Annotated in this window: 30 protein-coding genes and 1 pseudogene; 14 read left to right on the top strand and 17 right to left on the bottom strand. The window is 65.9% G+C overall.

Annotated features, from left to right (window positions below):
- Positions 1–825: 825 nt before the first annotated feature.
- Entirely contained in the window at positions 826–1,269 is a 444-nt protein-coding gene (locus ON45_RS22675) for a DUF1990 family protein (protein ID WP_148288623.1), read from the bottom strand.
- 51 nt (positions 1,270–1,320) lie between these two features.
- Here ON45_RS22675 and ON45_RS22670 point away from each other — a divergent pair, with 51 nt between their 5' ends.
- Entirely contained in the window at positions 1,321–1,590 is a 270-nt protein-coding gene (locus ON45_RS22670; protein WP_148288622.1) for a hypothetical protein, read from the top strand.
- Between the two features lie 334 nt (positions 1,591–1,924).
- Here the strand turns inward: ON45_RS22670 and ON45_RS24070 are convergent, their stop codons facing one another.
- The 7 genes from ON45_RS24070 to ON45_RS09675 all read right to left on the bottom strand — a co-directional run bounded on the left by ON45_RS24070 (position 1,925) and on the right by ON45_RS09675 (position 6,577).
- Positions 1,925–2,383, bottom strand: coding sequence for an SRPBCC family protein (locus ON45_RS24070; protein WP_040493476.1), 459 nt, complete (start codon positions 2,381–2,383; stop codon positions 1,925–1,927).
- A 145-nt stretch (positions 2,384–2,528) separates the two neighbouring features.
- A complete protein-coding gene (locus ON45_RS09700; protein WP_040493475.1) occupies positions 2,529–2,789 on the bottom strand; it encodes a hypothetical protein in 261 nt (86 codons plus the stop codon).
- A gap of 14 nt (positions 2,790–2,803) precedes the next feature.
- Positions 2,804–3,670 carry a phosphatase PAP2 family protein gene (locus tag ON45_RS09695; protein WP_158412330.1) on the bottom strand — a complete coding sequence of 289 codons (867 nt, stop codon included), beginning with the start codon at positions 3,668–3,670 and terminating at the stop codon, positions 2,804–2,806.
- A gap of 407 nt (positions 3,671–4,077) precedes the next feature.
- Entirely contained in the window at positions 4,078–4,740 is a 663-nt protein-coding gene (locus ON45_RS09690) for a class I SAM-dependent methyltransferase (protein ID WP_158412328.1), read from the bottom strand.
- 266 nt (positions 4,741–5,006) lie between these two features.
- Positions 5,007–5,348, bottom strand: a complete 342-nt coding sequence (locus tag ON45_RS09685; protein WP_148288621.1) for a hypothetical protein — start codon at positions 5,346–5,348, stop codon at positions 5,007–5,009.
- A gap of 327 nt (positions 5,349–5,675) precedes the next feature.
- Entirely contained in the window at positions 5,676–6,176 is a 501-nt protein-coding gene (locus ON45_RS09680) for a cupin domain-containing protein (RefSeq protein WP_040493468.1), read from the bottom strand.
- The gene (locus ON45_RS09675; RefSeq protein WP_040493466.1) at positions 6,173–6,577 is read right to left on the bottom strand and encodes a VOC family protein; all 405 of its coding nucleotides are present in this window, start codon (positions 6,575–6,577) and stop codon (positions 6,173–6,175) included. Before ON45_RS09675 ends, ON45_RS09680 begins: the two co-directional genes overlap by 4 nt.
- A gap of 68 nt (positions 6,578–6,645) precedes the next feature.
- Here ON45_RS09675 and ON45_RS09670 point away from each other — a divergent pair, with 68 nt between their 5' ends.
- Both ON45_RS09670 and ON45_RS09665 read left to right on the top strand, forming a co-directional pair.
- The gene (locus tag ON45_RS09670) at positions 6,646–7,326 is read left to right on the top strand and encodes a TetR/AcrR family transcriptional regulator (RefSeq protein WP_051062818.1); all 681 of its coding nucleotides are present in this window, start codon (positions 6,646–6,648) and stop codon (positions 7,324–7,326) included.
- The gene (locus tag ON45_RS09665; protein ID WP_206537676.1) at positions 7,323–7,952 is read left to right on the top strand and encodes a GNAT family N-acetyltransferase; all 630 of its coding nucleotides are present in this window, start codon (positions 7,323–7,325) and stop codon (positions 7,950–7,952) included. The genes ON45_RS09670 and ON45_RS09665 overlap by 4 nt, the downstream gene beginning before the upstream one ends.
- Here the strand turns inward: ON45_RS09665 and ON45_RS23890 are convergent.
- The 5 genes from ON45_RS23890 to ON45_RS22200 all read right to left on the bottom strand — a co-directional run bounded on the left by ON45_RS23890 (position 7,946) and on the right by ON45_RS22200 (position 11,493).
- The gene (locus ON45_RS23890; protein WP_277619167.1) at positions 7,946–8,068 is read right to left on the bottom strand and encodes a hypothetical protein; all 123 of its coding nucleotides are present in this window, start codon (positions 8,066–8,068) and stop codon (positions 7,946–7,948) included. The two genes, ON45_RS09665 and ON45_RS23890, sit on opposite strands and share 7 nt — an antisense overlap.
- 237 nt (positions 8,069–8,305) lie before the next feature.
- Complete coding sequence (locus ON45_RS09660) at positions 8,306–8,902, bottom strand: histidine phosphatase family protein (RefSeq protein ID WP_040493464.1); 597 nt, start codon at positions 8,900–8,902, stop codon at positions 8,306–8,308.
- Positions 8,903–8,969: 67 nt separating this feature from the next.
- A complete protein-coding gene (locus tag ON45_RS09655) occupies positions 8,970–9,701 on the bottom strand; it encodes a cupredoxin domain-containing protein (protein WP_148288620.1) in 732 nt (243 codons plus the stop codon).
- Positions 9,698–10,417 (bottom strand): ABC transporter ATP-binding protein, encoded by a 720-nt coding sequence (locus ON45_RS09650; RefSeq protein ID WP_083914710.1) that lies wholly within the window; start codon positions 10,415–10,417, stop codon positions 9,698–9,700. Before ON45_RS09650 ends, ON45_RS09655 begins: the two co-directional genes overlap by 4 nt.
- Before the next feature lie 17 nt (positions 10,418–10,434).
- Positions 10,435–11,493: an ABC transporter permease gene (locus tag ON45_RS22200; protein ID WP_158412326.1), complete on the bottom strand. Its 1,059-nt coding sequence runs from the start codon at positions 11,491–11,493 to the stop codon at positions 10,435–10,437.
- A gap of 102 nt (positions 11,494–11,595) precedes the next feature.
- Between ON45_RS22200 and ON45_RS22665 the strand changes: the two genes are divergently transcribed.
- The 6 genes and pseudogenes from ON45_RS22665 to ON45_RS21350 all read left to right on the top strand — a co-directional run bounded on the left by ON45_RS22665 (position 11,596) and on the right by ON45_RS21350 (position 16,254).
- Complete coding sequence (locus ON45_RS22665) at positions 11,596–12,129, top strand: AfsR/SARP family transcriptional regulator (RefSeq protein WP_148288618.1); 534 nt, start codon at positions 11,596–11,598, stop codon at positions 12,127–12,129.
- Positions 12,069–12,356 (top strand): annotated as a pseudogene (locus tag ON45_RS24065) (AfsR/SARP family transcriptional regulator); the annotation flags it as partial. The gene ON45_RS22665 and the pseudogene ON45_RS24065, both read left to right, overlap by 61 nt.
- On the top strand, positions 12,330–13,205 hold the full coding sequence (locus tag ON45_RS09635) for a BREX system ATP-binding domain-containing protein (RefSeq protein WP_373281587.1): 876 nt from the start codon (positions 12,330–12,332) through the stop codon (positions 13,203–13,205). The pseudogene ON45_RS24065 and the gene ON45_RS09635, both read left to right, overlap by 27 nt.
- Before the next feature lie 65 nt (positions 13,206–13,270).
- Positions 13,271–14,950 carry an ATP-binding protein gene (locus ON45_RS09630; RefSeq protein WP_040493454.1) on the top strand — a complete coding sequence of 560 codons (1,680 nt, stop codon included), beginning with the start codon at positions 13,271–13,273 and terminating at the stop codon, positions 14,948–14,950.
- Positions 14,951–15,001: 51 nt separating this feature from the next.
- Complete coding sequence (locus ON45_RS09625; RefSeq protein ID WP_040493452.1) at positions 15,002–15,736, top strand: hemerythrin domain-containing protein; 735 nt, start codon at positions 15,002–15,004, stop codon at positions 15,734–15,736.
- A complete protein-coding gene (locus ON45_RS21350; RefSeq protein WP_158412324.1) occupies positions 15,733–16,254 on the top strand; it encodes an SRPBCC family protein in 522 nt (173 codons plus the stop codon). The genes ON45_RS09625 and ON45_RS21350 overlap by 4 nt, the downstream gene beginning before the upstream one ends.
- Here ON45_RS21350 and ON45_RS09615 read toward each other — a convergent pair.
- The 4 genes from ON45_RS09615 to ON45_RS22650 form a co-directional block, all read right to left on the bottom strand.
- On the bottom strand, positions 16,188–16,865 hold the full coding sequence (locus ON45_RS09615) for a response regulator (RefSeq protein WP_051062815.1): 678 nt from the start codon (positions 16,863–16,865) through the stop codon (positions 16,188–16,190). The genes ON45_RS21350 and ON45_RS09615 overlap by 67 nt on opposite strands.
- Positions 16,862–18,937, bottom strand: a complete 2,076-nt coding sequence (locus ON45_RS22660; protein ID WP_040493450.1) for an ATP-binding protein — start codon at positions 18,935–18,937, stop codon at positions 16,862–16,864. Before ON45_RS22660 ends, ON45_RS09615 begins: the two co-directional genes overlap by 4 nt.
- A gap of 92 nt (positions 18,938–19,029) precedes the next feature.
- Positions 19,030–19,734, bottom strand: a complete 705-nt coding sequence (locus tag ON45_RS22655; protein ID WP_148288617.1) for a hypothetical protein — start codon at positions 19,732–19,734, stop codon at positions 19,030–19,032.
- 45 nt (positions 19,735–19,779) lie between these two features.
- On the bottom strand, positions 19,780–20,496 hold the full coding sequence (locus ON45_RS22650) for a hypothetical protein (RefSeq protein ID WP_148288616.1): 717 nt from the start codon (positions 20,494–20,496) through the stop codon (positions 19,780–19,782).
- Positions 20,497–20,978: 482 nt separating this feature from the next.
- Between ON45_RS22650 and ON45_RS09595 the strand changes: the two genes are divergently transcribed.
- The 5 genes from ON45_RS09595 (at position 20,979) to ON45_RS09580 (ending at position 24,620) form a co-directional block, all read left to right on the top strand.
- Positions 20,979–22,676 carry a S1C family serine protease gene (locus tag ON45_RS09595; protein ID WP_051062814.1) on the top strand — a complete coding sequence of 566 codons (1,698 nt, stop codon included), beginning with the start codon at positions 20,979–20,981 and terminating at the stop codon, positions 22,674–22,676.
- 226 nt (positions 22,677–22,902) lie between these two features.
- Entirely contained in the window at positions 22,903–23,250 is a 348-nt protein-coding gene (locus ON45_RS09590; RefSeq protein ID WP_206537675.1) for a GNAT family N-acetyltransferase, read from the top strand.
- Between the two features lie 472 nt (positions 23,251–23,722).
- The gene (locus ON45_RS23065) at positions 23,723–23,887 is read left to right on the top strand and encodes a hypothetical protein (protein WP_158412322.1); all 165 of its coding nucleotides are present in this window, start codon (positions 23,723–23,725) and stop codon (positions 23,885–23,887) included.
- Positions 23,888–24,102: 215 nt separating this feature from the next.
- On the top strand, positions 24,103–24,363 hold the full coding sequence (locus tag ON45_RS09585) for a DUF4160 domain-containing protein (RefSeq protein ID WP_040493446.1): 261 nt from the start codon (positions 24,103–24,105) through the stop codon (positions 24,361–24,363).
- Positions 24,360–24,620 carry a DUF2442 domain-containing protein gene (locus tag ON45_RS09580; RefSeq protein ID WP_040493444.1) on the top strand — a complete coding sequence of 87 codons (261 nt, stop codon included), beginning with the start codon at positions 24,360–24,362 and terminating at the stop codon, positions 24,618–24,620. The genes ON45_RS09585 and ON45_RS09580 overlap by 4 nt, the downstream gene beginning before the upstream one ends.
- The last annotated feature ends 144 nt before the right edge of the window (positions 24,621–24,764 follow it).

Below are 24,764 nucleotides of genomic sequence, written 5' to 3'. Positions count from 1 at the left end.
GCCGCTCGCATCGACGCGCACCACGCCGTCACTGATGACCAGCGCATCGACACGCCGGATCCCCTCGAATTCGCCTTCCTGGAGCCAAGCGCCCGGCAAGGGTCCGACCTCGCGCGCTCCAACACCGGCGAACAACCCCTTGACAACCAAAGAGGCTTCGATAGCGAGCGGTCGGATACCAGGAAGAAGGTGTCGATATTGAGTGGTTGTCGCTCCAGCTTGGACAGATCGTCGCCAGTCGGGCCAGTGGGACCAGTTGCTGCTCATTGGGGTGTGGCATCGCTCCCGGACCCGCTGCAGGCTTGACGCCCGCACGTCAGCATCGCAGCACAGAGCACGTCGACCCGGTGCTGCGGCTGTCCACCGACGAGCGTGCAGTTTTCAGAGCCGTTGCAACGAAGGCGGCGGGTACGTCCGCGGCGCCATGAGCGCTTGCGTGCGTCCGCCGAACGAACCTGGTCGGAGAATGCTCGACGGTGGGATTGGGTAGTACCAGCCATGAACGACGCAGACGATCACAGCCAGCCTGACGCTGAGAGCCACGAACCTGATCCAGCGGACCCCTCTGACGAAGACGTCGACAAACTCGACGAAGATGCTCCTGGGCGCTCGTTGTTCGACGACGGTGACGCCGTCGAACCATCCGAACCTGCGTAGGTCCGTCGCAAGGGCGTTCGGTTCGGCGTCGACACAGCTCGCAGCGAGAGGCCGGGCTATCGGCATCGACAACTTGACCGGTCGGTCTGGAGCGATTCCGCTCGATCGTTTCCGATCTGACCGGTCGTTGCCGATCTGACCGGTCGTTGTAGGTGACGAGGCGCGAGGTCAGTGGTTTCCGATTTGGCGGTCGGTGGTGATCCGGAGTGGTCCCTGCGGTGTTCCGGCGACGAGCTCAGCGAACTGGTCGCACGCGATGGCCCACATTTCGCCTTGCAGCATCTGGGCGAGTCCGATTCGGTCGTAGAGCAGAGCGAACCAGTGATCGTGACTTCGAGCCCACGACTCGACGATGAACTCAACGCGACTGGTGCCGTCGGTTCCGACTGCTCTCATCTCGATGACACCCGATTCCATGTGACCTTCGAGAGTGGCGAGCCGGAACGAAGTGTCTGTGACGTCGATGACCTCGACGGCGCCCTTCCACGGGCCGGCGAGCTGTATCACGTAGCGGTCCCCGACGGCCATCTCCCCGGATCGACCCCGTGACTTGGTGAACGGTGCGAACGCGGGATCGGTGAGACGGTTGGGGTTCGCCCGCACCTTCGCCATTGCGTCCTCTGCCGAGATGGCACCCCCGTCGATCTCGAGACGGTACGTGCGATGAAACTTCGGTCCGACACCGATCTCGTGCGGCTGGTCATCGGAACTACTCGCCCGATCTCGGCTCGGGAAGCGAACATGATCGACATCGCTGAACACGACGTCGACGTCCCGTCGCCGCCAACGCAGCAGGGAACGGAACGTACCGACCAGGGAGCCGCGATCGTGGCTCGGAGGCTCGCCCGCTCCTCCGATCGCGCCGGCTCTGTCGCGACGAGCTTCCACACCGCGCACGAAGCGGTCGACATCGGCGACCCCCAACGTCACTGATCGATGTCTGACAAGTCCACACGGATCCACACCCCGAACCGGCTCGTGCAAGCGCAGACACACACCACCGGTCGTCGTGGCCGCCATGGTGATCCCCCGGTCCGCAAGCGACACACGTACCGGACCAGCGATCTTCCAGCGACGATACGGCCCGGTGCGCTCGACGCTTTCGACGTTCGACCACGGCGTGGTCACGCGCCATGATCCGTACACCGCCTCCACACCGTGGTCGTCGATGCGGACGAAGCTGCGAGTCGGCACGATCGCAAACCACCGTGCCCACGTGTCGAGTGGAGGCTCGAACCCGAACGAGAATGCCTCCACCGCAGGACGGTCATTCATCATCGTCGCGGACGCTGGACGCAGCGCCCGCCTTGGTTGCTGCGTCGATGAGAAAGGTGTTCCGGACACCGATGAGGTGTCGCAGATAGCGATCGAGGACGACGTGCTCCGCGACCCAACCGAGTGGACCGAATGGAGCGGTGAACTCGACGTAGTCGATCATCTGGGTCCCGTTCGGCACAGGGATGAACTCATGCTCGTGTCGAAACTTCTTGAATGGACCCTTGTGTTGCTCGTCGACGAAACGGTGGGGACGGTCCCACTCGGTGATCACGCTCGTCATGGTCCAGACACGACCGAAGTGGCGTGCTCTCCACGTCACGAACTCCCCGAGCTCGATCTGTCCCTTCGTCGTCCCGCCGATCGCCGCCTCATGCGAACCCGCAAACGAATCAACGTGAAGATCGATCGACAGCGAAAGATCAAACGCAACCTCGACTTCCACGGGCATTGCTGAAGTCAACTCGAACGAGACCACATCGAACTCCTGGGAGAGGTGGGAAGCACGGACGGCGGCTACCCGGTCGGCGCCCAACCCAAACCAGAACGGCCGTACCCCGCGCATCGACGCGGGACCGGTGACGCGACCTGCGCCGTCAATCGGCCTTGTCCCGATAGGCGGACTCGCCCTGTTCCGGATCGATGGAATCACCGTGTCGTTGGGCCTGTGTCTCCTTGCCGGTTGCGCGTCTGTCGAATTCGGCCTCGGCTTGTTCTTCGCCGAGTTCGTCGCTCAATCGGTCGGCGAGTTCGGCGTCGCGGTCCACGCTCTGACCGTGCCAGTCCTCGACGCGGCTGTCGTGGCCGGTCTCGGGTTGTTGTGGGTCGCCGGGGTCGTCGTTCGGATTGTCTGACATGCATGGCTCCCGTTTCATCTTTTCGGTGCTGCGCCGGTACCCGCCGATTCGACGATCGATTCATGCAAGGTGTCTGCTGCGACGAGCGGCGTCGCCGACCCGCCAGCCCACTGCTCGGGGATCAGCCGTGACCGGGTGCGATTCTGACGGCCGAGCCGCCGGGTGCGAAGCGTCATCGCCGCAACCGAGCTGGCGGTCACGACGATCGCGGCTGCGATCAGGTCGATCACATAGTGATTGTTGGTCGCCAGCGTGACGACACCGACGATGATCGGATACGTGACACCGGTGATCCGGACCCGTCGGCTCGGCGAGCCGGAGAGAGCGACTCCAATCACGAGCGCGAACACCATATGACCGCTCGGAAACGCAGCGTACGCGTACTGGATGTCGGTCCATCCGCCCTCGCGGATCCGGTCGCCGCCCACGACCACTCGCGGTGGGGCGGTGGGCCACATCAGGTAGCAGAAGATGGTGATCACATGGGCGACGACGAAAACCGTGCGCATCTGCCGGTACCGGTCTGGGCATCGCACGGCCAATGCGATCCCCGTGCCAACCAGCGCCGACACGTGAGCCGAGTAGTAGAACAGCTCGGCGAGCAACTCGATCGTTCGTCGTCCGGCAATCCAGTCGACCAGTCGTCCACGCACATCAATCCCCAGTGACTGCTCGAGGCGGGCCAGCTTCGATCCGCGTGCCATGGCTTCGGACGGGCTTCCGGGCTCGGCGTGGGCCACGACCGGAAATGCCACGAACACCAACGCGGCGGCGAGGATCTCGCGACCGACACGGACCGGGGCATTCGCGGCGTTCGATGACGGCTTTCGTTTCGCGATGCACACCGGTTGCTTCTGTACCCCACCGACCTCGCTTCTCATTCCGCACCCACACGAATCGCGGTCAGAGGATGGCCTCAGCCCGGTGGTGGACCTCGGCGACGATGTCGACCTCAGGCGGCACATCGCAACAGGAAGCCTTTCCACGGTGGCCGAGTCGACCAGGATCAAAGGTGGACCCCTCAGCTCGTGTGTTCGTCAGTCGCCGCCACAGCGATGCAAGAAGTCGGGCTCGCCGTCACGACACCATCGGCCACGCGTTCGACGACCGCAGATCGAAGAAGACAACATCCTCGAGGGAACCATCCGAGCGCTCAAACGGCGACCCTCCGACGCCATCTGCCGGCACCTCGTCGACGACGCCCGACAACATCGCGGCTCAGGTGGAAAGCTCGAGACCATCTGCCCGTGCGCCACCGGGACGCGTCCGGTGCCCGATCGTCACCGCGTCAAGAGATGGCTCTCGCGGTTTGTTGCGGTGAGCGTGCGATGACGTAGCCGCCCGTGACGATCCCTGCGTTCACGAGGTATTTCATTCGGCGTCGGTCGTGGTCCCACATGGGAAATCCGGGCCGGTCGGCGTAATTGGCGGCGATCTGTTCGTCCACGGAGTGCTGAACCGATGACCACCACCCGCGGTCAGCAGCGACGGTGTCCGTCTCGACGACGTCGAACCCGGCTTCTGCGAGCTGCTCAGCGAACTCATCGAGTGTTCGCAACACGTTCTTCGAGCTCCTGAACGATCCCACCGTCCTCGTCGCGACGACGTCGGTGATGATCACGAGACCGTCGGCGATCAACGCCCTCTCGAATTCGAACAGGGCGAGTTTCAGGTCGTCGATCAACGACGCGACCCCGTTGAGCACCACGGACGCGACCGACGATGTACGGACCGGAAGAACACCGGCGGCGCCGTTGATCACGCCGACGTTCTCGAACATCTCGGCGGCCATCTCACATGAAGGCGCCGACGGCTCGACGATCACAACTTCGCGTCCTGTCCGGCGTCGCAGCCAGTCCGACGTCGACGCGAGACCGCCGCCCAGATCGACGACCGGGCCGCGGGGTGCGAGATCGAGCGTCTCAATAGCCGGGTCCAGAATGGCTGGCATGGCGAGGGAGGTGGAGGTTCCAGCGCACAGCTCGTCACCGGACAGACCGAGCGCCCGCGCTGCCTCGACCCTCCAGCGCGATGGCTCATCGACGACGGGATCATTGGCTGGACTTCGTTCTTCCGACGCCGGCGTGGCTTTCGACTCCACCTCATCCACACTCATGCGGGCCACTACCCGTCGCACATCGTCGATATTCGTCCGCCGTATCGGTAGACCAAGTTCGATGGGCATCCGTCCCTCGGCCCAGCCCGAATGACACGTTGTTACCAGATGGGGTCGAGAGTTGGTCGAATCGAGTTCGGCAGTTCCCCGACGGGTGGTGAGGTTTCGAGGCAGGAGTTGCTGACCTCGGACATCTGAGCCACTGTGCCATCCGCCCGGGCAAGCGCCAACAACGCGGATTGATGCTGCAACCGTCGTGAGCCGGCAACGGTGATCGTGTCCAAGAGGTCACTCGTCGACTGCAGATTCTCGAGCGCCTGACCGATCGCGGACGTGCCGTACCCGGATGGTCCGGGTTGCTGTTCGTCGGTGTCGATGTGCGTTCCTCGCTTCGCCGCTGATGCGATCGAGCCCGCTTCGAAACTCGCCAGCAACTCGATCAAGCTGGCGAGGTCCTTCGGGATGGAGCGATGCCGATCGCTGCGGGCGGAGGCTGCGTCTCCGCCGCGGTTCGATTGACGAGCGCCCCAAACACTCGGCTGAGCGGGGTGTTGATGGAACGGCATGCTCTGTCCGTTTGCGCCTGGGGTCGAACTGTTGTCAGCGGTGGTGGGCATGCGATTCCCGCGCCGTTGGGCTTGCGATGACCAGTTGGAGGTGCGATGACCAGTTGGAGGCGCTCAGCCTGGTGGGCCCGGTCGCCGTCACGGGTGGCGTGGCTGGTCGAGATCCGACGGAGAGGAGCGTCCGGCCCTGCTTCGGGCATTGTCTCAGCCTGGAGTGGTGTCATCGTCGGCGCACATGGGTGGGCCGACGATGAGGTACCCGAATCGTTCCGATGCTTCCATCAGGTGTTCGTGGTCGGGTGGTGTCGGCTCGGGCAGCCCGGAGCTGGTGGCGGGGCGGCCGAGTTCGGCGACGTAGTCCTCGAACCCTGCCGGTGAGGTGATCTGGAGTCCTTCGACGGGTCCGTTCGTCACCACGAACGCATGTGGGATCCCCTTGGGAAGGAACACGAAGTCGCCAGGACCTGCGGTCCACTTGTCGTCGCCGCAGACGACGTCCAAGGTCCCGGTGACGAGGTAAAACGCCTCGTCTTCGGTGGGGTGGACGTGGCGCGGCGGACCGAACCCGGTCGGTGCTTCCCAGTGGATGAACGTGAACGCACCGCCGGTGTCGTCGTTGCGGGCCAGGACCCGCATGGTGGTGTCGAGGAACCAGGTGGCAAGGCTGTCTGCTGCCATCACGAACCCTCGTTGGTCGATGCTCATGTCTCGCTCCTGTCGCGGTGCTCGATGGTGTACAAACGCGGTTCGAAGCGGTCAGGGTCGTGCAGACCGACAAGCACCCACCCTTCGTGGCCGGCCACGATCCCGCCGTGGGCGTGTCCGGCGGTGTCGAGCCGGTCCTGCCACGCCTCGAGATCTGCACGCGTCGCAACGGCGAGCGCGACCGGATCGAAACCGGCCAATGATTCGGCGCGAACGGGGTCGTGGCGCAGCGCGAGACAGACGCAGCCGTCGGGGTCGCGCATCGCGACACCCATCAGTACGTCGTGTTCGACGAACTCGATGTCGACGTCGAAGCCCAGCACGGTGCGGTACCAGTCGCGACTGGCTGCGACGTCACGGACGGGCAGTTTGACGTGGTGGAAACCTGCCAGCGTCGTCATGTGTACTCCTCACCCACACTCTGTCGGCGGTCCCGGGAACCACCGTTCGTTGTAGTAGACTATAGCGAGTGAGTGAGGACGGCAAGAACGGAAATCGACCAGTACGTCGCAAGGACCAGGCACGTGCCACCCGTCGGCGGATCATCGACGCCGCCTTGGCTCGGTTCACCTCGGAGGGGTACGCAGCTGCGACCCTTGACTCGATCGCTGCTGATGCCGGGGTGTCGGTGCAGACCGTGTACTTCCATTTCGGCAGCAAACGCAACGTGTTGAAAGAAGGCGTCGATGTACTCGCGGTCGGCGACGATCTCCCCATCCCCCTGCTCGAACGACCGTGGATGCAGGAACTGCACGCGACGCCGGACCCGTACCGGGCGCTGCAACTGTGGATGGACGCCAGCCGCAAGATCTACGAACGGATCGCACCGCTGATGCGCATCATCCGCGACGCAGCCGGCGCCGACCCCGAGATGGCCGCACAATGGGACACCAACCAACAACAACGAGTCGTCGCGCACCGCGCGCTCGCTGAAGCGCTCGACGCCAAGAACGGCCTACGCGACGGCATCGGCGTCGACGAGGCGACCGACGTGCTCTACAGCCTGATGAGCCCCGAGATGTACGGCCTGCTCGTCGGCGACCGCAACTGGACGGCGACACGCTGGCAGGCCTACGTCACCCGACTCGCCGCCATCGCAGTACTTCACCCGCCCGACACCGCAGACAACGTTGGATTCTCACCGCCGTGACCAGCTCGACGGGCCTCGCAAACCAACCAGGCGTTCATCTCGTCACCGAACGGATGGTGCTGCGCCGCTTCACGACCAACGACCTCGACGCCCTCGTCGAACTCGACAACGACCCCGAGGTCATGCACTACATCAACAACGGCGCGCCCGTCGACGCCGACGACGTCGCCGACACACTCGACCATTGGATCGCCGCCTACCACCGAACGCCCGGTTTCGGATTCTGGGCCGCCGACGACCGACGCACCGGCGACTTCATCGGCTGGTTCCACTTCCGCCCCGCCCATTACAACATCCCGCCCGAGCCCGAACTCGGCTACCGGCTGCGACGCAACTATTGGGGACGAGGACTCGCCACCGAAGGCGCCCGAGCGCTCATCGACAACGGCTTCGAACAACACCCGATCGAACGAGTCGTCGCCGAAACAATGGTCGTCCACACCGCATCGAGAAGAGTCATGGAGAAGGCGGGCCTTCGCCCCACACGAACGTTTCGTGCCGACTGGCCCGTGCGCATCCCCGGCGACGAACACGGCGACGTCGAATACGCCCTCACCCGCAACGACTGGAAGCATCAACAGCGTTCCATGCAATCCACCAGCACCGAGTCCCGAAACCGTCACTGACCCTCGACTGCTGGGTAGCAACGGACCTCGAGCATGCCGGCCAGCGATGCGTACGTGGTCACCCGGAACAGCAGTGCGGCCGCCGGCGACGTCGACGATCCTCGCTGGCTCGGCACGCGAGACCCCGCCGACTTCGGTTCGCCTGGTGGTTCATCACAACGTCGACCGCATGGCCGACTACGAAGAGCGCGCCGGCAAGGCGGATCAACGCTTCTTCAGTGACTTCGCAGCAGCTCGACGATGGATCGAGAATACGGCCTGATCGACGGACTCGATCCCCAGCCACCAGATGCCGGTCGGTCGACCCCGGATGGAGCTCGGCGGCGCACTCGTTGGGGGCCTGCCCGTGTTGCTCACCCAACGGACGGCGGGTCCTCGGGATCGTCGATGCTTCGCCAGCCATGGAGCAGGCGGTTGTCTGCCCGGTCGTAGCTCCAGAAATGGCCCTGGCCGGGCTGATCGTGGTCGCGGCTGATCCTCAGTCCGACGAGGTGACACATGAGCAACGTTCCCACTGCACCGTGGCCGACCACTGCGACATCGTCCCGTCCGTCCCGGGCCTCGACGACATCGCGCATCACCCCGACGATGCGTCGCTGCGCATCGACGGCGCGCTCCCACCCCTCCATCGACGAATCGGGTTCGGCGAAGAACCGATCGGCGAGCAGTTCGTGGCGTTCGGGTTCCACGAAACCCGTCGACGAACGATCGATCTCGCCACTCTCCGGTCGAACCTCCACGGAGAGGCCGAGCTGAGCGGCGATCAGATCGGCGGTCTCGAGCGCCTTCGTCTCACTGCTGGAGATGATGCGGCCGATCGATCCGACCCATTGCTGGTCGAGCATGGCGAGCGCTCGGCGGCGACCGAGCGCGCTCAGTCCCCACATCGGGACCGGAGTATCCGCGTCGATCTCGACGTTCGGGTGGGTGATGTAGCGCAGGATCGACATTGTCAGATCCTGACGCGCGCGACGGTCTCGGCGTCGGCGGGAATCTCGATCCGCACCGGGTCAACCGTCAACCGTCCACCGTCATGACGCCGACCATCGCTTCGTGCCCGATGACGTCACAGATGTAGCGATAGCTGCCTGGCTCGAGTTCGACGGCGATGCGCCGTGCCGTCGATCCAGGAATCTCGACGTCGACGTCGGTGCCGTCGATGAGGAGTGTGTGACGGATCAGGTCGTGGTTGTCGACGTAGAACGTGTTCGTGCCCGCGGGAACCGTCAGGTCGGGGTAGTTCGAGTCGCGCACGTCGACGACGATGTCGCCGCCCTGTTGCCGGTCGTCGTGCGCTGACACCGACGCGATTCCTGCGACCACGACTCCGAGCCCGATGAGCCCTGCAGCGGCGGCAGCGGTCGGGCGGGCGGCGCGCGGTGCCCGCCGGGCCGTGGCCAGCACACCCGATGCAGCTACGACGACACCGAGGACGATTGCGGTCGACGTGGGGACGAAGCTTGCGACGCTCTCCGGATGACGGAGGTTCTCGGTGGCTGCGGGCAGGTTGGCGACCACCAGGACGGCTGCCGACGCGGATGCAGCGAGCAGGGCGATCGGGCTCGCGGAACGTCGCACCCAGATGGCGAGTCCGCCCGCGACGGTCGCGAAGCCTGCGACCTCGGGGATGATGGACGTGTTCACCACCTGGGCGGCGATGAGAGCGAGACACAACATTGCGAGGCCGGCCACGGTGACGCGTTGCCATGGCGAAGTCGGATCTGCGTCGGAGGCGTGCGGAGGCTTCATGCGCTGACCTTGGCCGGCGCGACTGTGCGTCCGTGGGTGGGGTGATCGGCGTGAGCGTTCGTCGACGGCTCGACGGCGTCGAGTTCGACGATTCGGTCGGCGGTCGCTCTGAGCCGGTCGTCGTGAGTTGCCACGATCACGATGCGGCCGTTGTCGGCGATCTCCCGCATCGTCGCACAGACGAGTTCGACCTGGGTGTGGTCGAGATGAGCGGTGGGCTCGTCGGCGAGGAAGATGGGCGGGTCCGTCGCGACCGCACGGGCGAACGCGACTCGTTGCTGTTGGCCTCCGGACAGGTTGCCCGGTCGGTGATGGAGGCGGTGTCCCATGCCGAACCGGGTCAGGAGTTCGCACGCAACTGTCGCCGCGTGTCGCCGGCGGTGTCCGGCGAGTCGGAGTGGGACGGCGACGTTCTCCTCGGCCGTCAAGCTCGGTACGAGGTTGAACGCCTGGAAGACCATGCCGATGGTGGTGCGTCGGTGTTCGAGCATGTCGCGTCCGTCGAGTCTCGCGACGTCGACATCGCCGATGCGGATCGACCCGGAGACGGGTGTGAGCAGCCCTGCGACGGCCGAGAGCAGTGTGGTCTTGCCGCATCCACTGGGTCCGTGGAGCAGGACGAATTCGCCAGGTCGGACAGTCAGATCGAGGTCGCGGATGGGTTGGACGAGTTCGCCGGCACCGTCGTGTGCGATGGTGAGCTGTTCGATGGTCAAGTTTTTGTCATGGTGCTTCACGATGCCCCCCCGAAGGCGACGGCTGGGTCGATGCGGGCGATCCTGCGGACGCCCACCAGGCTGGCGATCGCTCCGACGAGCAGTGCGATGACCGGGAGTTGCAGGTAGGCATCGAGCGGGACGGTGACGGGGAAACCGAAGAGCGGACTCACGGTCCATGCAACGACGACGGACACGAGTGCGCTGACGATCGCGATGGCTGCGGCTTGGAGGAGGAGACCACCGAACAACGCTTGACTCGTCGTGCCCAGCGCCTTGAGGGTGGCGAACTCGCGAGTTCGTTCGAGGACCCCGACGTAGATGATGGCGGCGACGATGCCGGCCGCCATCAGCCACAGCAGAACGTTGAGGATGCCGATGGTGTCGGTGGTCGACCGCAGGATTCGATCGAAGTCTGCGCGGACATCGTTGTTCGTCAGGACATCGAGTTGCATATCGTCGATGGTCGTCGTATTCGGGTCGATGTGACCATCGATCATCACGGTGGACACGACATCTCGCCCGGCGAAGAGCAGACGCTGGACGTCTGCCAGCGGAAGGAACACGGTGGGTGCGCTGAAGAAGAACGCCGTGTCCTCGACGAGCGCGACGATCGGTATCCGTTCGCCTCCGAGCACGATGTCGTCGCCGACTGGACGCTGCAGCGTGAGGTCGGCGAGCGCGCCGCCACCCTCGGCCTCGTCGAGTGCGACCGACAGCTTGTCGGGAAGCAACGGATCCGTCGGCTCGTAGCCGACGATGTTGACGTCGAGCTGATCGATGGTCGTGCGACCGATGATCAGCGGACTGGCGTTGGCGACTCCTGACGCTCCTTCCAGTTGGCGAACCAGGCCGGCGTCGAGGAGTTGGGACGAGGTGAACGGTCCGCCGACGCCGTCGGCGACGACCCACTGGTCGGCTCCGAACAGTGCGACGGTGTTCTCGCCTTCTCGGTGCATCTGGTTGATCACTCCGGACATCACGAGGCCCAGTCCGAATGCGAGGGACGCGACCAGCACCACTATCGCGAAGCGGCGTCGCCGCCATTGCAGGTCGCGCAGGCTGAGGCGGATCACGGCCACATCCCGAGGGTGGTCGACGAGTCCCGGTACTCGGTTGAATGGGGCGTGACCGACGAACTCGGGAGTTCGGGGTGGGCGGGTGAGCCGTGTTCGTTCATGACGGCCATGCTGAACCCACAGGCTTGTCGATGCCTTGACGTGGACTTGTCGAGAGATCCCTCGGCGGTACGATCGCCGTCGGTGCAGTTCACGATGTTCGGGGGGCTCCGGGTGACGGACGGTGATGTCCTGATCGAGTCGTTCAGTCCGAAGCAGCGTCTGGTTCTCGCGGTGCTGCTCCTGCATGCAGGTCGGGTGGTGTCCGTCGACCGGCTCGTCGATCTGGCGTGGGGTGAGGACGCCGACCTCGGGTCGTCGACACTGCACTCGCACGTGTCTCGTCTGCGGACGTTGCTCGAGCCCGGGCGTCCACGCCGAGAGCGATCGGAGCTGCTCGTGACGCAGCCGCCCGGCTACCGGTTGGATGTCGAACGCTCCCAGGTCGACGTCTTCCGGTTCGAAGACGGCATCGCCGAGGGTCGCCAACGACTCCGCGACGACGATCCTCGCTCGGCGGTCGACATCTTGACGGTGCACTCGACTCTGCTCAGGGCGCACTGCTGCCGGAGTTCGCCGATGAACCCGTCGTGATCGGACAGGCTGCGCGAGTTGGCGCGATTCGTGCGGGTGCGCTCGAAGACCTCGCCGATGCGCACCTCCGGCTCGGTCAACACATCGAGGCCGTGAATCGGCTGGAGCTGGAAGCGACCGAGCAGGCATCGCGTGAACGGCTGCAGTCGCTGCTCGCCGTGGCGCTGTATCGCGCCGGTCGACAGACCGACGCACTGCGCGTGATCGATCGGTGCCGGCGGACGCTGCTGAACACGTCCGGACTCCATCTCGGAACTGTCCTGAAGCAGTTGGAGACCTCGATTCTGGAACACGACCCGGCTCTCGACTGGACGGCCTCGCCGCCCTCGGCGGGGGCTGACGCCGCAGGTTCCGACCGACCCGACGGGGCCTTGCCCGATCCGCTGCGCGGTCGGCGTACCGACCCGATCGGGCGGAACGAGGAACTGGCTGCACTCGATCGCGTACTGAGTTCTGCCGAGGACGGTCGGGGAACCGTCGTGACGATCCTCGGACAACCGGGGATCGGCAAGACCCGACTCGCCGACACCGTCTTCCAGCGAGCGGCGGATCGCGGATTCGTGACGAGTTGGTCTCGGTGCCCGGAGCACCGGTCGGCTCCGCCGTTCTGGCCGGTCACGCACCTCGCAGAGCAGCTCCGGAGAACCGGACACGTCGACGAACCCCTGAACGACCTCGAAGCGTTGAGTGGAGTCGGAGGTGTCGAGGTGTTCGCGTTCGCTCGCCAGATCCTCGAATCGCTGGGCAGGATCGATCGTCCTGTGCTCTTCGTGATCGACGACCTGCAATGGGCCGATCCCGACACGCTGCGACTGCTCGAGTACGTCGTCTCCGGTCTCGGTTCGATCGCGTGCGTTCTCGTCGCGACGGCTCGCCCGATCGACGACCACGTCGATCCCGCCTTCGTCGACTGCCTCGCCGAGATCGCACGAGTCGAGGGCTCTACTCAGTTGCTGCCCCGTGCGCTCGATGTCGAACACATCAGCCACTGGCTGTCGACGGGCGAGCACCGTGGGGCATCGCTCGAGATCGCCCGACTCGTGCACGAGCGGACCAACGGCAACCCGACGCGCTGACCGCCGTCACGTCGACCACCGTCGCCGACGTCCTGGCTGCGCTCGAGCCGGCGCTCGCCGCAGGAGTGCTGACCGACGTCGGAGGTCTGCTCACGTTCTCCCACGTCCTCGTGGCCGAGGCCCTCGCCGACGAGGTCAACTCGATCCGTCGCGCGTCGATCCACGCGGCAGCCGCACGAGCGATGGCCGAACGAGATCCTGAGTTCGGGGTGAATGCTGCGGTCATCGCGTACCACGCGGTCGAGGGAATCCTGGCCGGCACCGGTGAGCTGGCGATCGATGCGTCGATCCGCGCCGCACGTCTCGCGTCGGAGCAGCTCGCCCACCAAGACGCTGCGTTGCACTGGTCACGGGCCGCCGACGCCTTCGAGCGCGTTCGCCCGACCGACCGCATGGGGCGCATCGACGCTCTCGTCGCCCAGGCAGAGGCCCTGCTCCGGGCCGACATGGTCATCGCGGCGAAATCACCGATCATCGATGCGATCGACCTCGCGTCCGTCGCCGGACTTCCTGAGCAGATGATCCGCGCTGCGCTGCTCGTGAATCACGAACACGTGTGGGCGAACGAGCCGTACGGGGTGATCGACATACGTCTGGTCGACACGCTCGAACGAACGTTGAGTCGCGTCGCAGACGACGACCAACGGCGGCCTCTTCTGCTGTCCGCACTCGCGGCCGAGCTGGCCTTCGCCGACGCCGACCGGCACCGGGCGGTGAGCTCGCAGGCGGAAGTCGCCGCTCGGGCGACAGGCAGTCCGACCACTTTGGCGACGGCCCTCAACGCGATCACGGTGCCGTGCCGACCCACCGAGGTGGACCTCCGTCGCGCCCGGGCCATCGAGATCCTCAAACTGTCGACACGTCACCGCCTCGGCGCAGCACAGGTCTTCGCCGCGCACTACCACCTCGCCGAAACGCACATGGAGCGTGCGGACTTCGAGGCGGCCGCCGCGGAGATCGGCGAGGCTCGACGCGCCGTCGACGCGTCCGCCGACGAACGTCTCCGGTCCCAGCTCGTCGGCTTCGAGAGCGGGATCGCCCTGGCGAGGGGCCAGTACGCGGTGGCCGGACGACTGATGGAACAGGCTCGTGACCTCCACCGCCGCGGGCGTCGCTACGACGGCGACGTCGTCGACTTCGTGAACTTCGCCGCCCCCGCGATCGACCGTGGCGACCTCGAGGCTCTGATCCCGTATGCGGCACTCGCGCACGAGTCGGACGGGTACGGACGGGGCATTGCCGAGGTGTTGGCGTTCGCGATGCTCGAGCTCGGTCGTCGTGACCTGGCCGTGACCCTCGTGGAGCCGTACGACGCAGGGCAGGACTTCCCCGACGACTACGCGATGCTCGCGTGCCTCACCGGCGCACTGCACGTCAGAGTCGAGTTGGGCGACCGTGAGGGCGCTGCGTCCATCGCGGACAAGCTCGAGCCCTTTCCGCACCGCTGGGCGTCGGCGGGGACCACACCGCTCTCGATGGGGGTCACCGACCTCGCGCTCGCCCGTAATGCCTCGCTGCGTGGTGCCGTCGACGATGCACGGCGCCGTTTCGACGACGCGATCGCGCTGACCTCGGCGGCCGGAGCGGAACCGTGGCTGGCCCGAGGGCTGGTCCACCGCGCCCGCTTCCTCCACGAGACCGGCGACGCGGGGCGCGCCCACGACGACATCGCGCACGCACGTCGTCTCGCCCGACGCCACGGGCTGGTCTACGTCGAGCGTCGACTCGACCTGCTCGGTGACTGAGCACAAGAGCATCACAAGTCGTCCGCAAGCGACCTCGGCGATGGTTCGACCATGACCGAGAACACCAGGCCACACCACGCCCACCGACCGACACACGGGGCGCCCGCCCATCCCGACCTCACCGAGTACCGCGCGATGCACGCAGCGTTGCGCAGGTCGAACGATCGCCTCGTCGACGCCGTGGTCGAATTGCGACACGCGCCGAACCCGGCTCGTGCGAGAGCTGTGCGGGACTGGTACCGCGGGTACCACGACGAGCTGGTGGCCCACCACCGGATCGAGGACACGATCTTCTTCCCGGCGCTCGCCGAGCGCGTCCCGACCTACGCCGAACACCACCCGACGCTGCACGACGACCACGAACGTCTCGACGACCTCGTCGGCCTCGTGGCGCCTGCGCTCGACCGCCTGGCCGCGACCGGTCCGACGTCGGACTCCGACCGCGACCGTGCCATCGAGGTGGTCACCGCACTTCGCGATCTGATGTCGAGTCACCTCGACTTCGAGGACCGCGAGGTCCTGCCCCTGTTCGAGCGCCACTTCGACGCGGAGGAGTACGGCGACTTCCAAACGCAAGCACGACGCAGTGTCTCGCTCAAGAAGGCCTTCTTCTTCGCGCCATGGCTGATGGCGAGCCTGGAACCCGCCGCCGCGGCGAGCCTGCTGCAGACGGCACCGTTGCCGTTGAAGCTCATCCACCGCGCCGCCCGACGGCGCTACGCGCGCCTCACCGCCCTGGCCTTCGGAATTCCGGCGTCCACCAACGCAGGCACACCCGTCCGATGAGCATGCTCACGTTCGACCACCAGATCGACATCGCCGTCGATGCCCTCACCGTGTGGTGCACCATGGCGGACTACTCGAACGACTCACGGTGGCGCACAGGTGTCCGATCGATGACCGCCGACCCTGGCGGACTCGTGTGGGTCGGGACCACCACGGCCGAGACGATGACGCTCGCAGGGCGTACCTGGCACAACGCCGGCGTCATCACTGCAGTCACGCCCTCGTCGAGGTTCGAGTGGCGGACCGTCGACGGTGCTCGCGCTTCGGGCGCACGCACAGTCACTCCCACGGGCGAGACGAGTTGCCGGGTCCGACTCGAACTCGCAGTCGAACCCACCGGGTTGTCGCGTGTCTTCGCGCCCTACCTCCGTCGACTTCTCGACGGCAATCTCCGCAGCGACCTCGTTCGACTGCGAACGCTGTTGACGAACCCCCCGTTCGTTGCCCATGATCAGTCGACCCGGCCGAGTCCCGCCTCGCGTGCGCGCACGATGGCCTGGGATCGGTCGGGGACCTGAAGCTTCGTGAACACGTTCGACAGATGGTTGCGGACCGTCTTCGGACTAAGGGTGAGTCGTCGCGAGATGCTGGTGTTGTCAAGACCGCGAGCGACGAGGTCCAACACCTCACGCTCGCGGCTCGTCAGCTGCGGGAAGGCGAGCGAATCGGCGGCGTGGGATCCGGTCAGGAAGCCGATCGCACGCGCTGCGATCTGTGGACCGAGCAGGACCTCCCCTCGTGCCACGGCGTGGATCGCACGCTCGATGTCGTCGGGCGACGCGCCCTTGAGCAGATACCCACGGGCGCCTGCGCGCATGGCTGCGAACACCGAGTCGTCGTCGTCCATCATGGTGACGGCCAGGATCCCGACACCGGGCTGATCTGCCAGGATCCGGCGCGTCGCGTCGATGCCCGATTCGTCGCCGAGGTGGAGATCCATCACGACCACGTCGGGGCGCGCCGACTGCACTGCGGAGACCGCTTCCTCGACCGTCGCTGCCTCGCCGATCACGGACAACCCTGCGATCGAGGACAGCAGTGCGATCATCCCCATCCGGAAAACCGGATGATCGTCGACGACCAGAACCCGAATCGTCGAGATCGATGACGCATCGTCCAGTGCTGTCACTGCTCACTCCCCACCATCGATGCCGCTCTGGACACGTCGTGCGGGACGACGACACGGACTCGCGTCCCGTTCGCGCCACCCTCGATCGTCAGCGACGCGCCGATCCCCTCGGCGCGTTCACGCATGGACCGGAGGCCGACGCCACTGACGGGCACGGCGGGGATTCCCGTTCCGTCGTCGTCGACGGTGATGGTCAACCCCGTGTCACCGTCCACAACAGCGACGTGGCAGGTGGTCGCGTCGGCATGCCGGGCCACGTTGCGCACGGCTTCGGCCACGATTCCGTAGATCGCCTGACGGATGTCGGCATCGACGGAGACATCACGTGCGGTGACTTCGACGTCCAGAACGCCGACGTCGCGGTAGCGCTCTGCGAGTTCGACGATGGCCGGCACGAGTCCCAGTTCTTCGAGCACCGGTGGGAGCAGTCCGCGGGCGAGCGTGCGCACCTCCTCGATCCGCTCGTCGATCTCGTCGGCCATGCGGCGCACGAGCGGGCCGGCGACGGCCGGGTCGGTGCCCATCAGGTTCTCGGCGGCGCGCAGTCCGAGGGCGACCCCTGCCAGGCTGGGGCCGAATCCGTCGTGGAGTTCGCGTCGCAGGACGCGTCGTTCCTCGTCGCGTGCGCCGGCGATCCGCGCTCTCGACTCGGTCAGTTCGCGGGTCCGCGCCACGAGTTGGACGACTGTCGCCACGACCGGCGTCAGATCGTCGAGTGATTGGAGGGTGTGGCGGTCGAGGAGCTCGCCTCGGCGACCGGACACGATGACTCTGCCGACGACCTCGCGGCTGACGACGAGGTCACGTGTCTCGATCGATGCGATCGACAGCTCTCCGACCGACGCGACCCGTCTCGCTCCACTCGGCCAGTCGACCTCGATCGCCAACCCGCCCAGACGGAGTGCCTGGACGACCGATTCGGCGATCACGGTGAGGAGTTCGGTGTCGTCGGTGGCGGCGCCGAGGCGGCGTCCCATCCCGATGAACGCCTCGGTGGGAACGGAAACGTCGCCTCGGACGAGGTTGTCGATGCGTCGTTGCAGCACCCGCCGGAGCGGTGAGATCGACACGGCCACTGCAGCGGTGGCGACTGCGAGGACGAGCCCGTCGTCGGTCGGCAGGAGTTGGCCTCCGATCGCAACCGTTCCGATGTAGATCGCCAACAGGACACCACTGAGCAGCATCCACAGCGTCGTGCGCCCGAGCAGGACCTCGAGTCCATCGATCCGCTGTCGGAGGACGGCGACGAGGAGAGCGGCCGGGAAGAACAGCTGCGAGCTCAGGTGCAGCACCGGGGTCGCCCAGTCCGGGAACCCGGCAGTCCACGGGGCCGGCAACGCAAGCGGGAGGAATGCTGCGGCCATCAACGCGGCACCCACGGTGAGCCATCCGAGCCCGCGCCGTTCATCGGGTGACTGGCGCCACCACCGGCGGCTCAGGTCGATGATCGCAATCGACGCGCAAGCGCAGACGACGATGAACTGCGCCTGGGTCGTCCGTTCGATGGTGTCGAGCCACCATCGGCTCTCGATCGCGAGCGGGGTGATCGAGGCGCCGTCGGGCCAGGGGAACGGGTCGGTCAGTCTGATCAGGGTCAACCCGGAGATGACAGCGGCGGCGAGCGCGACGAACGCCCGGTCGATCAGGTGCAGCGGTCGGCGGCGAACGAGGACGGGGGCGATCATGATCATCGCGTAGGTGCCAGGCAGCCAGGCCGAGTTCTGTGCGAGCTGCAACGTGGCGAACTCCGGGACGTCGGGGTGAGCGAGGACGAGCATCGACCACTGGAATCCCACCGCTGCGAGGCCGCCGCCGATCGCGCACAGGGCGACGAGCCACCCCACCGGATGACGTCCCCGAGCCAGCAGCAGCGCGGACGTGGCGCCGAACACGATGGCGTCGCTGAGGTCGACCAGCCCGTACCACTGACCGGTGTGCCAGCTCGGATCGGTGAACGGAACGAGTGCCACAGCGATCGCGGCGAGCGTCCACGATGCCACGAGGACCGTGATGGCCCAACCGAGCGATGGAGGGGATTCGCGGTCGGCGACGTGACGCGTTGGTGCGATCATTGGAGCATCCTGGACAAGCGGGTGGCGTCGGTGCGTTGCACCGGCGCCACCAGGTGTGGGAAGGAATCGGTTCGTCCGGAAGCAGGTGCGCACTACCTCTCGCTGCGGGCGAAGCCGATGCCCGCACCGATCAGCCACAACGCCCCCGGTAGGAGCGCAAGATACTGCAGCGGGACGAGGTTCACGAGGCCGATCAGACTCGCAGCCACAGCGCTTCCGATCGCCAGGCCTCGGCCCACGGCGCCGTGGCGTAGACCCGCGACCGCGACCGCTCCGGCAGTGAGGCCGGCGCCCGCCCACACCCAGCCCATCGTGTTGAAGATGGCGAGTTGCGCTGCGAGCGTGTCGGGGTCGAGATCGGCGCTGTCCTGGGTGAGTCCCCAGAACATCTCGGTACAGATCCCGCTCCCCACGAGTGACATCGACGACACGAGCAGCAGTCCGCTGACCGACAGCATCGGGATCAGGCTGTCCGCCGGCGCCTGCTGGGACAGCTTGCGGAACAGCCCAGCTGCGAACACGGCCACAAGTACCGCGGTGAGGACACCAGTGACCTGGTAGAGCCAGACCCAGGGCGCGGCGTCGGTGATCTGCTCGGCGACGAGTTGGTTGTCGGCGAGGGCCTCGGTGTCGACGCCGAGACCACCGGTGAGCGCGAACTGGGCAAGTCCGAGCACCCCGGCCGCGATGCCGCACACGGCCCAACGGCGGGCGGGAGGGGACGAGGCACGTATGCCCGTGGACGTGTGCGTGCCGGGGACGGTCGGGGGTTGTTCGTCGTGGAGATTGATCATCATGATGGGCTGCTCTCTGTTGGAGTGGACTGATTGGCTGGTCATGGCTCAGACCACCGTGAACTCGTCGACCATGCCCTGGACGGCATGGGGTGGCCCGTCGCCGCTCGTCGGGATCATGCAGATGGCGATATACGCGCCGGGTTCGAGATCGACCAGCGCGACGTTCGTCCCGCCGGCGTTGTCGGCGAACGCGACCGCAACGGGTGCGACCTTGCCGAAAAGCTCCTCTTGGGGCAGGTCGAGGAGTTCGGTGACGGTCTCGTCGGTTCCGTCCAGACGCTTCATCACCAGCATCTCGTGAGGCTCGGTGTGTTCGGTGTTGTTGGTGAACTCGATCGCGACCCGCCCGGCGTCGATTTCGGTTGGGATGCCTTCGAACGCGTAGTCGATCCCGTCCACGTAGAGGTCGGTGACCGTCTCGCATGATGCAAGCACGGTCGCGCCGATGTCGGCGTCGGCGTCGCGGAACTCCGATGACGACATCGCGTCCTCGTTGCCGTCGAATGAGGCGAGGAGGGCATCGCCGTAGACGGTCACCGACGGCCGCAGATCGTCCGATGCCCCGGCCGACAGCGCAGCGATCGAATCGGGCAACCCGGCGGGGTCGCCGAACATCGCTGCACCGATCGATGCGTACGCATCGCAGCCCTCGGCGCTCAGCGTCAGGTCGTCGCCGGTCGTGTCGCTCCCGCATGCAGCCGTGAACAGCATCGTTCCGGCGGCGAGGGCGGCCATGCCGCGGTGGATAGTGGGGCTGTTCATGAGTGTCTCCTGTGTCGTAGCTGGGGTCACGACGACCACGATGAACGGGGACGTGTCACGTCCGCATGAGCGGTCAGTCCCGACCGATCGGGAGATTTGCACGGGACATCCGGTCGGTCGCCGAGTGCGCAGCGGCCGCCATCCCCGGCGCACCCGACGACAGTGCGCCGTACCTCCCGCCCGAAATCCCCCGACGGATCGGGACCCCAGGCCCATGCGGCCGTGACACGTCCCCACGCATTCTGAACATCAAGAGTCTCGACCGATCGCCGTGGTCAGTTCACAGCGAACATCCGAGGTTTCTCACACAGCACAGCAAGCCACTCACAAGCCGAGTGCAAGTGCGTTCCGCAATGGTTCGCCCATGGCCCGGAGCACATCAAGCCCACGAGATCGCCAGATCCCGTGACCACTCCGAGCGCCGACCAGCCTCGCCCGTCCGGGCAGGCGGACAGATCCACAACACCCACCGAGGAAGAATCATGATCACCATCCATTCCGCGATCGCCTCCCGACGGCCGACACCGAACATCGCACTGAGCCTGTTGAGCGTCGCGACGCTCAGCGTGCTCGCAGCCTGCGGCTCGGGCACCTCGCCGCTCGAACCGTCCGAAGGCGCCTCGTCGAACGACACGGTCGCCACTCAACCCCCCACGAGCGAGCCCGCAACCGACGTCGCCACCAGCGACGCGCCCGTCGACACGACCGTCCAGGACACCACGACCGTTCCAGGCACCAACCCTGACGACTCCGGCGACGGTGTGCCGTTGCAACAGGTCAAGGGCGCAGTCGTGCAGATCGAAGCGACCGGCACCTTCGTCGACCCCGAGTTCGGCGCCCAAGAAGGAGCCGGACGCGGATCCGGATTCGTGATCGACCCCGCTGGCATCGCCGTCACCAACAACCACGTCGTCACCGGCGCCGGCCTGCTCCAGGTCTACGTCGACGGCGAAGACGAACCGCGCAACGCCCGTGTCCTCGGCGTGTCGGAATGCTCCGACCTCGCCGTCATCAAGATCGACGGCCCCGAACTCCCCGCCCTCGCATGGTCCGAACAGCCCGACGAACCGGGCACCGAGATCTACGTTGCCGGGTTCCCCCTCGGTGATCCCGAGTACACCTTGACACGGGGGGTGATCGCCAAAGCACGCGCCAACGGCGACACCCAATGGGCATCGGTCGACCACACCTTCGAACACGACGCAGCCGCCCAACCCGGCAACTCCGGCGGACCCGTCATCGGCGCGGACGGTCGAGTCGCCGGGATTCACTACGCGTCCGCGACGCAGACCAACCAGTCACAGTTCCTCGCGATCGCGTCGGACATCGCCCAACCGATCGTCGACGAACTCACCGCCGGCAACGACGTCGACTCGGTCGGCATCAACGGTCAGGTCGTGGTGTCCGAAGACGGCACTACCGCCGGGCTGTGGGTCTCCGGGGTGCGATCCGGTTCGCCGGCCGACGACGTCGGCATCCGACCCGGTGACATCGTCACCCGTGTCGAGGGCGTCACCATCGGACTCGACGGCACCATGAAGGACTACTGCGACGTACTGCGCTCGCATGCCGCCGACGACGAACTCGCGGTCGAAGTGCTGCGCTACGACACCAGCGAAGTCCTCGAAGGCGAATTCAACGGCGACGAACTCACCCAGTCGTTCAGCTTCGCCGACGAGTACGCCGGCGACGACGCCACCCCAACCGGCGCCGACTACGACGACTACATGAGCATCGAAGACGACAGCGGCACCATCACCGTGTCCGTCCCCACAGCATGGAACGACGTCAGCGGGGCATCCACCGACCTCGGCGACGGTCTCGCCTCGCCGTCGATCATCGCATCACCCAGCATCGCCGAATACAACGCCACCTGGACCACGCCGGGTATGGAGTTCCTTGCGAGCCCCACACTCACCCAGTACACCGCCGGCGAACTGCTCGACCTCGCAGCACCGACCGAGTGCACCTCGCAAGGGCGCGACGACTACGACGACGGCTTCTTCGTCGGCCAGTTCGAGGTGTTCACCGACTGCGGCGCAACCAGCACCCAGTTCTACGTCGTCGCAAGCACCTCCAACGACGGCGCATACGGTGTACTCGTTGCAGTCCAGGTCGTCAGCGACGCCGACCTCGACGCCCTCGACAACATCCTCGGATCATTCAACATCACCGTCTGAAACCCACGCCCTCCCCACAGCCGGATGGTGCAGACAACCCATCTGCACCATCCGGCGCCCGACCCCACCACGAAAACCTGGTCAAATCCGGGCCGACTACCGACACGGAGATCCCATCAGCTGGGTTCCCGCAGACTTCACCCACCCGACACGAGCCGAACTCACCCCCGGCCACCACATCAGACCGATCCGTGCCGACGATGTCGACATCGACCACCCCGCCGTCATGAACTCGCGCCGACGATTGTGGGAGATCTACGGCACGGCATGGGCTTGGCCACGAGCCACCATGACCCTGGCGCACGACTGGGCAGACCTCGCCCGTCACGAGGCCGAAATCGCCAGCCACGAATCGTTCAACTACGCAGTGCTGAATGCTGACGAGACCGCACTGCAGGGATGCATCTACATCGACCCGCCCGTCCGACCCGGCACGGACGCAGAGATCTCCTGGTGGATCGTCGACGAACACATCGGCAGCGAACTCGAAGCGAGGCTCGACGAATTCGTGCCCGACTGGATCACCGACGAGTGGCCGTTCCAACATCCGCATCTCGGTCCTCCGGAACACTGATCCGCCAGATCACGCCGTGGCAAGAAGTACGGGTCGTGTGACAGCTTCGGGAAGACCGGCGCCGGATCGCGCATGGACCTTGATCACCGCCCGTCGACCTACGGACGAAGGTTCAGCACCGCACCAATGCTGGACAGGAGCGTTTCAATCACCGGGCTGACTGGGTCAAGGCGAAAGCTGGGCCATGAGCTCGATAATGTTCGACCGGTGGCCAGCGACGACCGCCCATAGCCGGCAGCAAAGTCGCAGCACGAGGACGATCGCGGTCGTGCCGATCCTGAGCGGTCTGGTGCCGTGTCCAGCAACGGTGTTCTGATCGCCCTGGCGGAGGACAGGTCGCCGGAACCGCCGCCGATCGAAGGTTGGCGACAGCTGTGGGTTGCAGTCCTCAGCACTGGACGGAGAGCAAATCGTGCGACCTCAACTGGGCTAGAAAAGGGCGATGGCAATCGGAAGGAGCGGACGCAGAAGGATGAAGACCCATGCCTTCGCAGACATCGACATTCGGTTCTTCGTCGAAGCAGGTGCGCCACGCGACGCATTCGACGACGAGGGGATTCTGGATGTCGATCGGTTGATCGCTCTCGGTTGGGAGATCGACGAGAATGCCGAATCGTTCGATCCACCTCGTTCGTGACTGGCAAGGAACGTCCCACGGTCGGGATCCACCGACGCCATCGGTGTCTCCGTCAGCGTCACTGCGCATCCACCGATGCGGCCAGAACGGCGTGATCTGATCGGGTCCGACCGATCGAACGTGCCGATCTGCTCGGTTTGCAACGACACGGGCGTTGAACATTTCCGAGCGGCGCGTCGAACTCTTCGTAATACCCCGCCGGTACGTTCGACGGTGTGCCGCGGATCTCTGCCTTCTACGGGATCATCATCGCCATGTACTACGACGACCATCCTCCGCCGCACTTCCACGCCAAATACGGCGAGCATCAGGCACAGGTCGCGATTGCCACCGGTGACCTGCTCAACGGTGATCTCCCGCGACGCGCTCGCACACTCGTGGCCGAGTGGACGGCACTGCACCGCGAGGAGCTGATGGCAAACTGGGCTCGAGCCGAACGCCAAGAACCGTTGCATAGAATCGAACCGTTGTCATGAGCGCCCCGTACGAAGTCCGAGCCGTCGAGCATCTCGGCGGGCACCGCCTTCGGTTGACGTTTGCCGATGGGGTCACCGGTGATGTCGACCTCAGCGATCGTTTCGCCGGGCCGGTCGGCCCGATGTTCGAGCCGCTCCTCGAGGTCGACTACTTCGCACAGGTGGTCGTCGACGAAGAGTTGGGGACCGTCGTGTGGCCCAACGGAGCCGACCTTGCGCCCGATGTCCTGCACGCGCAGGCGATGAGCCTGGCCTGACCTCACCTCGGCTCCTCGAACCTCGCTCGGCGTTCATCCCCGTCGGCGCACCGCCCGACTGGCATTGGTCGCCCGACCGAACATTCTCGCGCACCTGATCGAGCGCATCGGTGCCGTACCCGGACGGGTCGGTGCTCCTGGCGG

It is taken from the genome of Ilumatobacter nonamiensis YM16-303, assembly GCF_000350145.1.
GTDB lineage: Bacteria > Actinomycetota > Acidimicrobiia > Acidimicrobiales > Ilumatobacteraceae > Ilumatobacter_A > Ilumatobacter_A nonamiensis.
Note: the sequence above shows the minus strand (reverse complement) of the source record. Positions and strands in the feature narration are given on the sequence as shown.

Bases quoted from the DNA above. Each gene is read 5' to 3' on its own strand.
- ON45_RS09700 (WP_040493475.1), bottom strand. From the start codon at position 2,789: ATGTCAGACAATCCGAACGACGACCCCGGCGACCCACAACAACCCGAG.
- ON45_RS09675 (WP_040493466.1), bottom strand. From the start codon at position 6,577: ATGACGACGCTGGCAGGTTTCCACCACGTCAAACTGCCCGTCCGTGAC.
- ON45_RS22660 (WP_040493450.1), bottom strand. From the start codon at position 18,937: ATGATCGCACCAACGCGTCACGTCGCCGACCGCGAATCCCCTCCATCG.
- ON45_RS09595 (WP_051062814.1), top strand. From the start codon at position 20,979: ATGATCACCATCCATTCCGCGATCGCCTCCCGACGGCCGACACCGAAC.
- ON45_RS23065 (WP_158412322.1), top strand. From the start codon at position 23,723: ATGAAGACCCATGCCTTCGCAGACATCGACATTCGGTTCTTCGTCGAA.
- ON45_RS22670 (WP_148288622.1), top strand. From the start codon at position 1,321: ATGAAACTTCGGTCCGACACCGATCTCGTGCGGCTGGTCATCGGAACT.
- ON45_RS09655 (WP_148288620.1), bottom strand. From the start codon at position 9,701: ATGAAGCCTCCGCACGCCTCCGACGCAGATCCGACTTCGCCATGGCAA.
- ON45_RS09625 (WP_040493452.1), top strand. From the start codon at position 15,002: ATGACCGAGAACACCAGGCCACACCACGCCCACCGACCGACACACGGG.
- ON45_RS21350 (WP_158412324.1), top strand. From the start codon at position 15,733: ATGAGCATGCTCACGTTCGACCACCAGATCGACATCGCCGTCGATGCC.
- ON45_RS09690 (WP_158412328.1), bottom strand. From the start codon at position 4,740: ATGCCAGCCATTCTGGACCCGGCTATTGAGACGCTCGATCTCGCACCC.
- ON45_RS09695 (WP_158412330.1), bottom strand. From the start codon at position 3,670: ATGAGAAGCGAGGTCGGTGGGGTACAGAAGCAACCGGTGTGCATCGCG.
- ON45_RS09580 (WP_040493444.1), top strand. From the start codon at position 24,360: ATGAGCGCCCCGTACGAAGTCCGAGCCGTCGAGCATCTCGGCGGGCAC.
- ON45_RS09590 (WP_206537675.1), top strand. From the start codon at position 22,903: ATGAACTCGCGCCGACGATTGTGGGAGATCTACGGCACGGCATGGGCT.
- ON45_RS09680 (WP_040493468.1), bottom strand. From the start codon at position 6,176: ATGAGCATCGACCAACGAGGGTTCGTGATGGCAGCAGACAGCCTTGCC.
- ON45_RS22665 (WP_148288618.1), top strand. From the start codon at position 11,596: ATGACGGCCATGCTGAACCCACAGGCTTGTCGATGCCTTGACGTGGAC.
- ON45_RS09660 (WP_040493464.1), bottom strand. From the start codon at position 8,902: ATGTCGATCCTGCGCTACATCACCCACCCGAACGTCGAGATCGACGCG.
- ON45_RS22675 (WP_148288623.1), bottom strand. From the start codon at position 1,269: ATGGCGAAGGTGCGGGCGAACCCCAACCGTCTCACCGATCCCGCGTTC.
- ON45_RS22650 (WP_148288616.1), bottom strand. From the start codon at position 20,496: ATGAACAGCCCCACTATCCACCGCGGCATGGCCGCCCTCGCCGCCGGA.
- ON45_RS24070 (WP_040493476.1), bottom strand. From the start codon at position 2,383: ATGCCCGTGGAAGTCGAGGTTGCGTTTGATCTTTCGCTGTCGATCGAT.
- ON45_RS22655 (WP_148288617.1), bottom strand. From the start codon at position 19,734: ATGATGATCAATCTCCACGACGAACAACCCCCGACCGTCCCCGGCACG.